11 protein-coding genes are annotated in these 12,750 nt (G+C 33.5%); 8 read left to right on the top strand and 3 right to left on the bottom strand.

Features of this window, described 5'->3' with window-relative positions:
- Positions 1-4: 4 nt before the first annotated feature.
- Positions 5-1,849 (bottom strand): DUF4270 domain-containing protein, encoded by a 1,845-nt coding sequence (locus NG655_RS01300; RefSeq protein WP_252157544.1) that lies wholly within the window; start codon positions 1,847-1,849, stop codon positions 5-7.
- 7 nt (positions 1,850-1,856) lie between these two features.
- Complete coding sequence (locus NG655_RS01295; RefSeq protein ID WP_252157543.1) at positions 1,857-2,660, bottom strand: glycogen/starch synthase; 804 nt, start codon at positions 2,658-2,660, stop codon at positions 1,857-1,859.
- Between the two features lie 103 nt (positions 2,661-2,763).
- Between NG655_RS01295 and panC the strand changes: the two genes are divergently transcribed.
- From panC to NG655_RS01255, 8 genes are read left to right on the top strand one after another with little or no spacing between them, the layout of a single operon-like run.
- A complete protein-coding gene (panC, locus tag NG655_RS01290) occupies positions 2,764-3,600 on the top strand; it encodes a pantoate--beta-alanine ligase (protein WP_252157542.1) in 837 nt (278 codons plus the stop codon).
- 12 nt (positions 3,601-3,612) lie between these two features.
- Complete coding sequence (gene panD / locus NG655_RS01285) at positions 3,613-3,963, top strand: aspartate 1-decarboxylase (protein ID WP_252157541.1); 351 nt, start codon at positions 3,613-3,615, stop codon at positions 3,961-3,963.
- Positions 3,964-3,968: 5 nt separating this feature from the next.
- Positions 3,969-4,934 carry a lysylphosphatidylglycerol synthase transmembrane domain-containing protein gene (locus NG655_RS01280; RefSeq protein ID WP_252157540.1) on the top strand — a complete coding sequence of 322 codons (966 nt, stop codon included), beginning with the start codon at positions 3,969-3,971 and terminating at the stop codon, positions 4,932-4,934.
- Between the two features lie 33 nt (positions 4,935-4,967).
- Complete coding sequence (locus NG655_RS01275; RefSeq protein ID WP_252157539.1) at positions 4,968-6,101, top strand: alpha/beta hydrolase; 1,134 nt, start codon at positions 4,968-4,970, stop codon at positions 6,099-6,101.
- Between the two features lie 8 nt (positions 6,102-6,109).
- Positions 6,110-7,471 carry a DNA repair protein RadA gene (gene radA / locus NG655_RS01270; protein ID WP_252157538.1) on the top strand — a complete coding sequence of 454 codons (1,362 nt, stop codon included), beginning with the start codon at positions 6,110-6,112 and terminating at the stop codon, positions 7,469-7,471.
- A 55-nt stretch (positions 7,472-7,526) separates the two neighbouring features.
- Positions 7,527-8,867 (top strand): NADP-specific glutamate dehydrogenase, encoded by a 1,341-nt coding sequence (gdhA, locus tag NG655_RS01265; RefSeq protein WP_252157537.1) that lies wholly within the window; start codon positions 7,527-7,529, stop codon positions 8,865-8,867.
- A gap of 2 nt (positions 8,868-8,869) precedes the next feature.
- Positions 8,870-9,598 (top strand): DNA repair protein RecO, encoded by a 729-nt coding sequence (recO, locus tag NG655_RS01260; RefSeq protein WP_252157536.1) that lies wholly within the window; start codon positions 8,870-8,872, stop codon positions 9,596-9,598.
- Positions 9,573-12,089 carry a TonB-dependent receptor gene (locus NG655_RS01255; protein WP_252157535.1) on the top strand — a complete coding sequence of 839 codons (2,517 nt, stop codon included), beginning with the start codon at positions 9,573-9,575 and terminating at the stop codon, positions 12,087-12,089. The genes recO and NG655_RS01255 overlap by 26 nt, the downstream gene beginning before the upstream one ends.
- Here the strand turns inward: NG655_RS01255 and NG655_RS01250 are convergent.
- Positions 12,086-12,679 (bottom strand): GNAT family N-acetyltransferase, encoded by a 594-nt coding sequence (locus NG655_RS01250; protein ID WP_252157534.1) that lies wholly within the window; start codon positions 12,677-12,679, stop codon positions 12,086-12,088. The two genes, NG655_RS01255 and NG655_RS01250, sit on opposite strands and share 4 nt — an antisense overlap.
- Positions 12,680-12,750 lie beyond the last annotated feature (71 nt).

Below are 12,750 nucleotides of genomic sequence, written 5' to 3'. Positions count from 1 at the left end.
ATAATTAATTTGAAAAGTTTGTGTAAATTAATTCTAGTTTCAATCTTTGATTTTCAAATCCTTCTTCGGGATTTGAGCCAATTAAAACGGTTCCTAATGGATTTAATATTGTTGCTGTTGGATATGAAATTTCTTCACCCCCAACATTAAAAAAAGCACGCTTTGCTATCTGATTTGAAATGTCCGCAGACACTGCTAATCTCAGCGGAACATTTGTAGAATCTTTACGAATGAGATTATTTACATGCTGTGTTATTTTGAACTTATAACGATAAGGCCTACCGTCTTCATATTCTAAAATACCGCCATAAATATATTTGGACTTATTATGTTGCGTATTATCCACCGTTTGATCATCAATATAATCCAACAAAGGAGTTCCGTCACCTTCTTTATAAAGGTACAATCGATCTGCAATTATATCTTCAGTATTCAAGCTCTCAACCCAATCAGAATCAACATAAAAAACTAAATTAGCCTCGTTAATCAACCAACTATTTTCTCTAATTTCGTCTAATTTTGAAGCTGCAGATCCATCTGAATGATTTCCAAAAAGCTCAATATTAGACGTTAACCCCATACCCCCTTTCAGATATAAATTATTTGTGCCTGAAGTTTGGCCTACAGCCTCATCTACAGCTGGGTTTATATATGAATTGTTCAAATGATTAATAGTAATCGAGGGAGTAAGTGCAAAATCTCTCCTAGACCGGTCTATAGAAAAATCGCTCGTGTCGTCCGGTGTATCGTTATCGTTATAACGATCGTATTCATAGGTAACCACAATACTAGCAGAATTAAAGTTAAGGAGCATGTATAGATCCTCAGAAGGATTCTCCATTCGGATATAAATTCCTTTCATATACTTCTGAAACTCCGAAGTGTTTGCCAAGGAATCTGAACCTTCAATGTCGATGAATTTTCTTTGAAAAAAATCGGTGTTTAAAGGGACTTTAATTCTTGGGGAACGACGATTTTGTATTAAGGTTGTTTCATCTACATCTTCTGTCTCTGGGTCGTCTTCAATATAATTAATTCGAACCTCTTCTAAGTCTAATTGATAGGACTCATCGAAGAGAGTTTCGCCAACAAAACCTTCTTGATATAAATCTCTAGAAGAATAAAAAGCTTGGTTAGACTCAAAATTATCTGACGGATCAAGCGTATTTAAATAATAGGTCAATTCTTCAACTTTTAAATTAAATGTTGAATTTTTATTTCCAAAAATGGAATCTATAGAATAGGTTTTATTTTCAATTATATAATCTGAATTATCTGTGTCGTCTGCATCTAGTATTCCATCTCCGTCACTATCGTCACTCAACGGATTTGTTCCATCTTGTGTTTCTACAGCATCAGAGATTGAGTCACCATCTGTATCACTCTCTGGATTGTCTGGGTCAATATCTAAACTGTCATAAACTCCGTCACCATCTCGATCTCTAGAATTATAAAAAAAAGGTATTTCTAGGTAGGCAGAAATAACCTGTTCGTTTTCTTGAATCCAAGATGCGTTATCTTCAGAACCCTGTTCTTGCTCTTTTGTTAATCCTCCAAAAAAGGTTGTTGGGGGAAGGTTTAATTGAGAAATAATATAAGCTGAAGATTCACCAATATTTGGAATATCAATTGTCCCTAACTGGAGCGTATTTAATCCGTCTGCTTGAAAATCTGATATAGCACGATTTTGATGAGAAACTACAGGTAATTCAACTTGGCTTGTTTCAAATGCATTTGACCCTATTAAGTTATAACCAACAGTATTAAAATCTTTATTACAAGAAGCTACTGCAAATGTTAGCAGAAGAAAGAATATAGTATTCTTTCGGATATTAAACTTAAGATTCATATTGGGGTTAAATAATATGGTTATTGAAAAAATCAACATAAGAGTTTTCCTTTGCGCTATCTTCAAATGTTAGCGTAGGAATTTTTTGGGAATCAATTTTCGATAAAATACTTTTAGCAATATTTTCACCGGAAAGAACAACTCCATCAGAATAATTAATCGCAAGATTCATTAAATTCTCATAAGTTGATTCCTTAAGTGTGCTTCTAGCCTCTTCATCTTTTACATCATAAGAAACTTTGTTCAATAACTCAGAAGACAATTCCCCTTCAAAATCATTTGGGTAAACCGAAGTTACAATTTTACTTGACTCAAAAATTGGGTCTTCTGAAAAATATGTTTTCATGTATAATGGAAAAAGAGATGCAAACCATCCATGCAGATGGATTACGTCTGGAGACCAGTTTAATTTTTTTACAGTTTCGATTACTCCTTTTGTAAAGAAAATCATACGCTCATCGTTGTCTGGAAATAAAACACCATCCTCGTCTTTAAGCATTGCTTTTCTTTTGAAATACTCTTCGTTATCTATGAAGTAAACTTGCATTCTTTCTTTTGGAATGGATGCAACTTTTATAATTAAAGGCATATCCATATCATTGATAACCATGTTCATTCCTGACAAACGAATAACTTCATGTAACTGATGTCTTCGTTCGTTAATCATTCCGTAACGTGGCATAAAAATTCTTATTTGCCCACCTGCATCGTTGATTGCCTTTGGGATTTTAAATGAATTGATTGCCTGATCTGTTTGAGGTAAATAGGGGGTTACCTCCGATGATATAATTAATACTCTCTTGTTTTGCATAAAACGGTTTTAGCTTTCTTTAATAGAAAGTTTAGCAAAATTACAAAAATTCTTCCGATCATTAGAAAAAACAGTACTTTTAGCCTGTTAATCTTTTCTAAAAATGAAGGTTTTTAACCATTCTAAAGAGCTAAATGCTTTAAAAAATAAATTGTCGGCTAAGTCAATCGGTTTAGTTCCGACCATGGGGGCACTTCACAAAGGGCATATAACGCTGGTAGAAAAGGCGTTATCTGAAAACGAATTAGTCATTGTATCTATTTTTATTAATCCAACTCAATTCAACAATCAAGATGATCTAAAAAATTATCCAAAAACCCTAGAATCAGACTTATTAAAGCTAAAAGCTTTAGAAAACAATATTTGGGTTTATGCGCCAGAAGTTTCAGATGTTTACAGTAATTCTGTAACCTCTAAAGAATATAGTTTTGGTTTGTTAGAGTCTACTATGGAAGGAGCGCATAGAAAAGGACATTTCCAGGGTGTTGCCACTATTGTTCAAAAACTTTTTGAAATTCTTAAACCTACAAAAGCTTATTTTGGTGAAAAAGATTTTCAACAACTTCAAATAATAACATCCTTAGTTAAACAAGAACAGATACCCGTAAAAATAATTGCGTGTCCAATTATTAGACATGAAGACGGTCTAGCAATGAGCTCCAGAAACACAAACCTCAGCGATAAACAAAGAGCAATTGCTCCAATAATTTATGAAACACTCCAAAAAGCAGTTGCTTTAAAAGAAGAAAATAGCCTAGAACAAATTGAAATTTGGATTACTGATTTCTTTAATAAGCATCCGGAAATTGAACTTGAATACTTTACCGTTGCTGAAGAAAAAACACTTCAAAAAGTTAATCACTTAAACGGAGAAAAGACAAGAGCATTCATTGCTCTTAAACTTGGAGACGTAAGGTTAATTGACAATGTTAAATTTTAATACCTTTGCCGAATGCAAATAGAAATTTTAAAGTCAAAGATTCATCGTGTAAAAGTAACTGGAGCGGATCTTAATTATATTGGGAGTATTACCATCGACAGCGCTTTAATTGAAGCTGCTAATCTTGTGCCAGGCGAAAAGGTTCAAATCGTAAATATTAATAATGGTGAGCGACTTGAAACTTATGTTATCGAAGGGGAAAAAAATTCTGGAGAAATTACTTTGAATGGTCCTGCGGCTAGAAAAGTTCAAAGAGGAGATATGATTATTATTATAAGCTATTGCTCAGTTCCTTTTGAAAAAGCCCGAGACTACAAGCCTGTTCTTTTATTTCCAAACGAAGAAACTAACTTATTGCAATAAGCTTAGTGAAGAATAAATTAACCCAATTTCTGAAAATATTTTTACCATTATTAATTGGGGTTGTTTTTATTTATTTATCCCTTAAAGACACTACATTACAAGACAGGGCAACAATCTATGCGGCTATTAAAAATGCTGATTATAGTTTCGTTCTTCTTTCTTTAGCGCTTGGTTTATTCAGTCATTTATCTCGTGCTTATCGTTGGAACTTTATGCTAAATCCAATGGGATATAAGCCAAGATTAATAAATAATGTTTTAGCAATTTTCATTACCTATATAGCAAACTTAGGAGTTCCAAGGTCTGGAGAGTTTTTTAGGGCAACGGTAATGAAAACCTATGAAAATATCCCTTTTGAAAAAAGTTTTGGAACAGTGATCGCAGAAAGGTTAGTAGATATGTTAATGCTATTTCTTGTCATTGGAATCGCATTGTTGCTCCAATTCGATTTTATTGTGAACTTTTTGAAAGAACAATCGTTCAACCCTTCTTTAGCTGTCGTTTGTGTTTTAGTGTTTGCTGTAGTTTTTTGGATTTCAATAAAAATGCTTAAAAAATCAAAATCTATTTTTGCTCAAAAGATAATCCATTTAATAAATGGATTGACAGAAGGTATTTTAACTCTTGTTAAAATGCCAAAAAAATGGGCCTATCTTTTTCATACTTTTTTGATTTGGGGACTCTATATTTTAATGTTTTACATTATTAAATTTTCTATTCCAGAAACTGTTGATCTACCCTTTGAAGCCCTCTTAATCGGATTCTTAGTTGGTGCTATATCAATCTCTGCAACAAATGGAGGTATTGGAATTTATCCGTTCTCGGTTTCTCTGGTCTTAATCAGCTATGGTATTTCTAAGGAATCTAGCTTAGCATTTGGTTGGATAATGTGGTCCGCTCAAACCGTTATGGTTATTCTTTTTGGCAGTCTTTCCTTTTTGGCATTACCCCTTGTAAATCGAAAAAAGTAAGTACCTTTCACTTGTACTAAACTTAACTTCATTATGAAACAAAATACATTTCTTCTGCTTTTGCTTATAAGTAGTTCCCTTATGGGACAAATTACCTCACAAACAATAACCTCTAACATTTTAGAGAACTCAAGAACAATAGACTTATATATCCCAGAGATAGAAGAAGGAAATGTCGAACCTTTACCTTTAATTGTTGTTCTAGAAGGCGATAAGATATTTAACCTTGTGGTAAGTAATGTTAAGTTTTTATCAGAAAATGACTACATGCCTAAAGCTATAGTTGTTGGGATTAATCAAGCGGGTTATTATCAAAAACAAAGAGATTTTGAGCTTGATAAAAGCACAGGACAGTTAACAAATAGAGGGGCTAACTTTAAACAGTTTATAAAATCTGATATCATACGAAAGCTTTCTATTCAATTTCCTCTTTCAAAGTTAAAGATAATTATTGGTCAAAATAAAGGAGCTAATTTCATAAACTACTTTTTATTAGACAACTCCAATACGTTTACTACCTATATTGCTGTTAATCCAGATATGCCCCAAGCAATTATTGAACCTCTTATAGAAAAACTTAAAAACACTACTAATGAAACAAATTATCATCTGTTTAATTCTGCAAATCTTCCAGTAAACCAAGGTAAAAAGATAAGTGATTTTAGCAAAGATTTTAAAGAAGTTGAAAACAGTATGCTTCGAAAATCATATAAATTATTCTCTTATCCCGATGAAATATCATCGGTAGCATATTCAATACCCATTGCGCTTGAAACAATGTTTAGAACATTCCAACCCATTAGTGTAAAAGAATTTAAAGAAAACTTATTAAACGACACTATTGTTCCTCACCAATATCTAATCGATAAATACCAGAAAATAACAAACGAATTGGGTATTCAAAAAAAAATCATTTTAAATGACATCATAGCCGTTTTTGAAGCTTCGAAACAGAAGTCAGACGCTGAATCACTTTTTGTTATAGGCGAACTTTGTCTTGACTTGTATCCTGATGCTGTTATTGGGCATTATTTTAATGGATTAGCTTACGAGATCATTGAAGAATATAAAAAAGCACTCAAAAGCTACGAAAGAGCTTATAACTTTAAACCCATAAGTTTTATATCCAAAGAAATGATTCTAAATAAAATCGAATCTCTAAAATAATGTCCTAAATGAGTAAAATTAAAACCACTTTTTTTTGTCAAAAATGCGGAACTCCCCATGCTAAATGGCAAGGCCAATGTAACGGCTGTAAAGAATGGAATACCCTAGTCGAAGAAGTTGTAGAAAAACCCAAAGAGAAGGGTTGGTCGGAGCCAAAAACCCAGAAACTAAAAGGAACATCTCCGATTCGAATTCAAGAAATCGAAACAGACAAAGAAACACGTATTACTTCAAACGATTCTGAATTAGATCGTGTGCTTGGAGGTGGACTTGTTCCTGGGTCTGTAACCCTATTAGGAGGAGAACCTGGCATTGGAAAATCTACTTTGCTACTCCAAATTTCACTTCAAATAAAAGGGAAAGTACTTTATGTTTCTGGAGAGGAAAGTCAAAAACAAATTAAATTAAGAGCAGAAAGAATTGAGTCAAAAAACGAAAACTGCTTTGTTTTAAGTGAAACTCAAACACAAAAAGTATTTAAACAAATTGAACTTTTACAACCAGATATTGTAATAATAGATTCTATTCAAACACTACAAACACAATACGTCGACAGTAGTCCAGGTAGTGTTTCTCAAATTAAAGAATGTACTTCTGAGTTAATTCAGTTTGCAAAAAAAACAAACACCCCGGTCCTTTTAGTAGGTCACATTACAAAAGATGGTGCTATTGCTGGTCCAAAAGTATTAGAGCATATGGTTGATACTGTTTTACATTTTGAAGGGGATCGAAATCACATTTATAGAATCATTCGCGCTCAAAAAAATAGATTTGGATCTACGGCAGAAATAGGTATTTATGAAATGTTATCTACCGGTCTTAGAATTGTAACAAACCCGAGCGAACTACTAATTTCTCAGACAGAAAGAGAAATGAGCGGGCATGCAATTGCGGCAACCATGGAAGGGGTTAGACCTCTAATGATTGAAGTTCAAGCATTAGTTAGCACTGCCGTTTATGGAACCCCTCAAAGAAGTACCACGGGTTTCAACGCCAAACGTCTTAATATGCTTTTGGCTGTTCTAGAAAAAAGAGCTGGTTTTCAATTAGGAAGTAAGGACGTATTTCTAAATATAACCGGAGGGATAAGCATTGAAGACCCTGCTATTGATCTCGCAGTTGTTTCTGCTATTTTATCGAGCTATCATGACATCGCTCTTCCTAAGGAAATATGTTTTGCAGCTGAAATAGGTTTATCTGGAGAGCTTCGCCCTGTCGCTAAGTTAGATCAAAGAATTACTGAAGCAGAAAAACTAGGGTTTGAAACCATAGTCAGCTCAAAAGGCGCTAAAAATAAAGTTGTTACTCAAGGAATTAACTCCCTGTCTTTAACAAAAATAGAGGAAGTTATTGCTCTTTTGTTTGCATAAAAAACTACTTTAGTTAACTAAAATAAATACTTATTTTTCTTTTAAAACCCATCTCATGGAAAAAATAATACAACAGTTTTTAGACGAAGTAAAACAACGAAATCAAAATGAGCCTGAATTCATGCAGGCAGTAACTGAAGTTGCTGAAAATGTAATCCCTTATATTGTTAAAAACGACATCTATTACGGTCAAAATATTTTACTAAGAATGGTAGAACCCGAACGGGTTGTTTTTTTTCGGGTCCCCTGGATTGATGACCAAAATGAAATAAAAGTAAACCGTGGGTATCGGATTGAAATGAATTCAGCAATTGGTCCTTATAAAGGAGGTCTAAGATTTCATCCTAGTGTAAATTTAAGTGTACTCAAATTTTTAGCATTTGAACAAGTATTCAAAAATAGCCTAACAACACTTCCTATGGGAGGTGGTAAAGGGGGTTCAGATTTTGATCCTAAAGGTAAGAGCGATAAAGAAGTGATGCGTTTTTGTCAAAGTTTTATGTCGGAACTCTTTCGACATATTGGGCCAAACAGAGATATTCCTGCAGGAGACATTGGTGTAGGAGGAAGAGAAATTGGTTATTTATTTGGTCAATACAAACGTCTTAAAAATGAATTCACTGGAGTATTAACAGGAAAAGGAGTAAGCTGGGGAGGGTCGTTAATTCGTCCAGAAGCTACTGGATATGGAGTCGTTTATTTTACACAAAAAATGCTTGAAAATATAGGAACAAGCCTAGAGGGTAAAAAAGTAGTTCTTTCAGGTTCTGGTAACGTAGCACAATATGCTGCTGAAAAAGTTATTCAATTAGGGGGAATTGTTAATACTCTTTCGGATTCTGGAGGCTACATTTACGACAGAGATGGTATAAATTCTGAAAAGCTAAAATATATTATGGATCTCAAAAACATTAAAAGAGGTCGAATTGAAGAATATATTAAACAATATCCAACGGCTGAATTTCATGCTAAAAAAACCCCTTGGGAGATTCCTTGTGACGTAGCAATACCATGTGCAACCCAAAACGAGCTCCACAAAGAAGATGCCTTAATGCTCATTAAAAATGGGTGTGTCTGCGTTGGAGAAGGTGCTAATATGCCTTCTACGCCTGAGGCTATTCATGAGTTCACTGTAAATAAAATATTATTTGCTCCTGGAAAAGCATCTAATGCAGGAGGAGTAGCTGTTTCAGGTCTAGAAATGGCTCAAAACTCTTTACGCTACAATTGGACTCGAGATGAGGTTGACACCCGTTTAAAAAATATAATGAGTGATATTCATCAATCTTGTGTTGAATATGGACAAGAAGATGGGTATGTAAATTATGTAAAAGGTGCTAATATCGCCGGCTTTGTTAAAGTTGCAGATGCTATGTTGGCTCAGGGAGTAGTATAAATATGCTTGTGAAAACTAAGGCCATTGTCCTAAATACAATAAAATATAGTGACTCGAGTCTAATCGCACATTGTTACACAAAAGCGCTCGGTAGACAATCGTTTATACTTAAAGGAATTTTGAGTGCTAAAAAAGGTGCCATTAGAAAATCTCAATTTCAAGTACTTTCTCAAATCGAAATTCTTTTTGATCATAAAAAAAATGGAAAACTACAATTTCTAAAAGAGGTAAAAATAACCTACCCTTATGTTTCTATTCCTAATAGAATAGAAAAGAATGCTTTAGCTCAATTTCTTGCAGAGATTCTAAAAAATTCGATCTTAGAAGAAGAAGAGAACCCCTCTCTTTTTACTTTTTTAGAAACTGCTCTTGAATGGCTTGATTCTAATGATGAAATAAGTAATTTTCATTTAGTTTTCCTAATCAACTTAACCAAGTACTTAGGTTTTTTTCCCAATGAAGATGATTCGGAAGCGCTTTATTTTAACCTAGAAACAGGTTGTTTTAGTTCAGTCGTACCCTTTGAAAAACACATTGAAGGAGAGCAAGTATTGATCTTTAAAGAATTATTAGGCATGAATTTTGGTGGTACTATTAAAAGAAAATTAAACCGAGCAAAAAGACGCGATTTATTGGAAACCCTAATTGAATATTTTGAGCTACATTTGTTGGGGTTTTCAAAACCAAAATCATTGCAAATTCTCAATGAAATATTTGATGACGTTTCCTAATAGTTTAACTACCTTTTTCATGTTATTTGTTGGCTTTCTCTACTCACAAGAAGTCACTGTTATTGATGCGCTTACTCAAGAGCCTTTGTCAGGGGTAACCTTGTATAATCAAAACAAAGACAGGAATACAATTACAAATTCAGATGGAACATGCTTTTTAAGTGTATTTACTTCAGAAGATCTTATTTCTTTTCAATATATGGGATTTGAAGTGCAGCATTTTTCAAAAGAAGAATTAAAAAACAAAGGATATAAAGTTTCACTCAACATAGAACTTAAGGAACTGTCTGAAGTTATTTTATCGGTTGCAAGGACCCCATCGAAAAAAAATCAAATTGCAGAAAAAGTATCTGTAATCAATTCTTCTGAAATAAAAAATAACAATCCACAAAATGGCGCAGACCTTTTATTACTCGCTCCTAGTGTTCGCCTTCAAAAATCACAAGGAGGTGGAGGAAGTCCTGTTTTAAGAGGTTTTGAAGCAAATCGAGTTTTATTAGTAATCGATGGCGTTCGAATGAATAATGCTATTTATAGGTCAGGCCATTTACAAAATGCAATTACCGTTGATCCAAATACAATTGAACGGGTTGAAGTTGTCTATGGGTCTTCTTCTGTTGGATATGGTTCTGATGCGCTTGGTGGAGTGGTTCATTATTTTACTAAATCCCCTCGGATCAATAGTAAAAAAATGATGAGTAATAGTTTTTCATCTAATTACAACTCCTCGAACCAATCATTAATTAACCACTTCGACACCGAATTAAGTTTTAAAAACTGGGCTAGCTACAGCAGTATTAGCATTTCGAAATTTGGGGACTTAAAAATGGGAGAAAATAGATTACATGGTTTCGATTCATGGGGTTTGGTCCCTTTTTTTTCTGAAAATAACGAAACTACCTATTTCAGTACACCATCAGAAAACAAGAATTCTAATATTCAAAAGAATTCAGGATATGATCAATTTGACCTCCTACAAAAGTTCATTATCAAGCTACCTCAGGAAAAGCTTCTAACCTTAAACATTCAATATTCTAACTCCTCAGATATCCCACGATTTGATAAACTTAACGAATATAAAGATGGAGAATTACGTTTTGCAGAATGGCATTATGGACCTCAAAAAAGATTTTTAATTTCTCCGCAACTCAAAATTTTTCCTAAAAAGAAATTTTTATATAAAGGTTATTTAACAATGGCCTATCAGAACATAAATGAGTCTCGTATTAAAAGAATGTTTAATAGCTTAAACCGAGCTAATCTTGAAGAAAACGTTCAGGTTTGGAGTTTTAATGGTGATTTTGAAACCAAACGAAAGAATAAAACTAATTTTACTTATGGTTTCGAATGGGTCAAAAATAAAGTTATCTCTGATGCTTTTAATCAAACATTAATTTTAAATGGTTCCGAAATTATTGGAACTTCTAATCCTTCAGAAATTTCAACCCGATATCCAAGCAAAGGAAGTGATTATACCTCAGCTGCATTTTATGGAAATTTCAAGTGGGAAATTAATCGTAAAACTACCTTAACCCTAGGAAGTCGTTACACCCACACCTGGCTAAAAGCTCAATGGGATAGAAATACAGGGGTATATCCTTTTTGGATGATGAATAGCCCCATCGATAATCTCATGAATATTGATGCTCAAAATAAAGCAATTACGGGAAGTCTGTCTTTTACGTATCGCCCAACATCTGATTGGCAATTAAATTTCCTTGCTTCTAGTGGTTTTAGATCACCAAATATTGATGATTTAGGGAAAATTAGAGAGCACAGAGGGATCCTTCTAATTCCTAACCCAACACTAAAGCCAGAGTATGCAAACAATCTAGATTTTGGAATTTCTTATTTTACCCCAAATAAAAAAGGTGCATTTGCAATTAGATTTTACACCACTTTTATTAACGATTATATCGGTCGTAAACTTTCTCCGTTTTATACCAATCAAGAAACCGGAGAAATCACTGAACTTATTTTTAATGAAGAAGTTGTCCAAACACAAATCAATGCTAACGTAGGAAATGCTTTAATCCAAGGAGCTTCTTTTGAGGGTAAATGGAAATTCAACTCTTATCTTTCTGTTATATCGGACTTAACTTTTACTCGTGCTGATTATTTAAAGGACTTAGGACCACTTCCTTCTATTCTTCCGTTTTACGGATCTACAATGTTGCGCTACAATAAAAATAAATTTTCTTTTCAAATTAGAAACCGCTTCAGTAGTTCCAAAAAACCAGAAGATTTTAGTCTAGGAGGGGAAGACGGTCTCGACGAAACTCCCACACAACAAAATCCTCAGGGTATTTCTAGTTTTATTGGAACTCCAAGCTGGTCTGTACTTAACTTTACTGCTGCATATAAATTAAAGAACAACACGAATCTGAGAGTTGGTATGGAAAATATTTTTGATATTCACTATCGTGAGTTTGCTTCTGGAATATCCTCCTCTGGCAGAAATATAGTATTAGGGTTTAACACTAACTTTTAATACAGTTTTGTATCCAAGAAAGTCTTAACTCTATCGTTCCATTCTGACTTCAAAACACTCAAAACAATACTATCTCTTCTTCCATCAATTGCATTGCAGTTACTTCTTAAAATTCCCTCTTCAACGCACCCAATTTCTTTCATTGCCTTAATACTTTTAGTGTTTTTAGAATCTGCTCTAAACTCAACACGATCAACTTTAATAGTTTCAAAAGCATAAGTGAGTAGTAATTTTTTGCAATTCCGGTTCAATCCTGTTCGTTGAAATTCTTTTCCGTACCAAGTATATCCAATACTTAGGGTATTATGATGCTCATCAATTTCATAAAACCTTGTACACCCTGCTGGCTTATGTGTCCGTTTATCAAAAATTATAAAAGGATAAGCCTTGTTATTTTCTTTTGCCAAAAGAGCGCTTTGAATATACTTTTTAAGGTTGTGTGAACCGTTAGCAGGTGTTAAAGAATAAAACCAAAGGTCTGGCTCGTTTTCAGAAAAAGGGAGTAAAAAATTAAAATCATTTAACTCCAATGGTCGCATATGAACACGATCATTTTCTAAATTTATGGTCTGTGAAAAATTAAAATTCATTTATTTTTTGGAGCTTAAGGCTATTATAAAGTATAAATGTATAAAATTCCTTAATTTCGCAACCTTACACA

Source organism: Candidatus Arcticimaribacter forsetii, assembly GCF_910589745.1.
Classification (GTDB): Bacteria; Bacteroidota; Bacteroidia; order Flavobacteriales; family Flavobacteriaceae; genus Arcticimaribacter; species Arcticimaribacter forsetii.
This window is presented reverse-complemented; position numbering and strand designations above follow the sequence as displayed.